3 protein-coding genes are annotated in these 1,025 nt (G+C 45.5%); 1 reads left to right on the top strand and 2 read right to left on the bottom strand.

All coding sequences use genetic code 11. The annotated features are described in order from the left end of the window. On the bottom strand, nt 1–247 hold a 247-nt coding region (locus LRP50_RS25330), incomplete at its 3' end, for a hypothetical protein (protein WP_274167165.1). Beyond that, complete coding sequence (locus LRP50_RS25325) at nt 244–642, bottom strand: hypothetical protein (RefSeq protein ID WP_274167164.1); 399 nt, start codon at nt 640–642, stop codon at nt 244–246. The genes LRP50_RS25325 and LRP50_RS25330, both read right to left, overlap by 4 nt. 60 nt (nt 643–702) lie before the next feature. Between LRP50_RS25325 and LRP50_RS25320 the strand changes: the two genes are divergently transcribed. Then, on the top strand, nt 703–1,025 hold a 323-nt coding region (locus tag LRP50_RS25320), incomplete at its 3' end, for a hypothetical protein (protein WP_274167163.1).

Genomic DNA, 1,025 nt, shown 5'->3' with positions numbered 1-1,025 from the left:
TTTTCCAAAGCAGCCAGACAGGGATACCTAGACTCATCAAGAACAGTAACCACATTTGCTGGGTTTGGAAAATCATGCCACCTTCGCCACCCACTTCAATGTAACTGTCGGTTTTTTCGACCAAAATATCGTGAGTGTCTGACGGCGGAATGTTGGTGTGTACAGGAACGGGGCTGAGCACCAGGCTGCTACCAAAGGTTTTGTCCGTCAGTTGGCCCGCAAAAAAGGGAAAATCGTGGGGGGTCATGAAGATTCCTCTGGGTTTCGGATGGGGAGTAAAGCTGACTCCAAGGCTTTTCTGTGAGTCAATTGACCGTCGTCTTCTTTGAACTGCTCCACGAGATAGAGGTTATCTTCAACTTTCTCAATATTCTCAGGCTGTTGCAGGTTAATGGTATATCGGGCGCCAGACTGCTCTTTAAACAACACTGTACCAAATTTTGAGGTAACTTCGACCAGTAGGTCGAGATACTCAAGATTTTGGCGAGCAACGAAACGGGTGATAAAAGCAAGGGATTGCTTATGGTTCGGGCGAAAAGTTGCTCGCTGAGCAAGATTTGGCCGAATTATAGAATGAGGGAATGGTGACAAACATCGGATTGTGCCTGCATTAATTACATCACCGACACAATGATCAGACACTTTAAATTCATTTCATACTAGTAAGATTCAGCAATAAAAACGCCATTATCAGGGAACGAAATGGACGACATAACCTTTTCAGTGGGTGCAGTAACCTTCAAGTATTCGCTCACCGCTGAGCAAAAGAAATTCTTACGACTCGCACAAGAAACCACCGTTGACCTCAATCAATGGCCGATATTTTCGGATCATATTACCGACACGATCCATGCAGCGATCCCTGATGAGTTAAAACTACCGACAGAAAAACAACTCAAGTACGCTCAGACGATCTGGAAGGATTTGAATGTTAAGTTACCTCAAGATTATGACGAAAGCGCCTTAGCCTGTTTGTCGTTTAGCGCAGACACAAGCCAGCCCATGATAGGGTGCTGGCGGTGTTC

Source organism: Enterovibrio gelatinilyticus (genome assembly GCF_028683095.1).
GTDB classification, from domain to species: domain Bacteria; phylum Pseudomonadota; class Gammaproteobacteria; order Enterobacterales; family Vibrionaceae; genus Enterovibrio; species Enterovibrio gelatinilyticus.
This window is presented reverse-complemented; position numbering and strand designations above follow the sequence as displayed.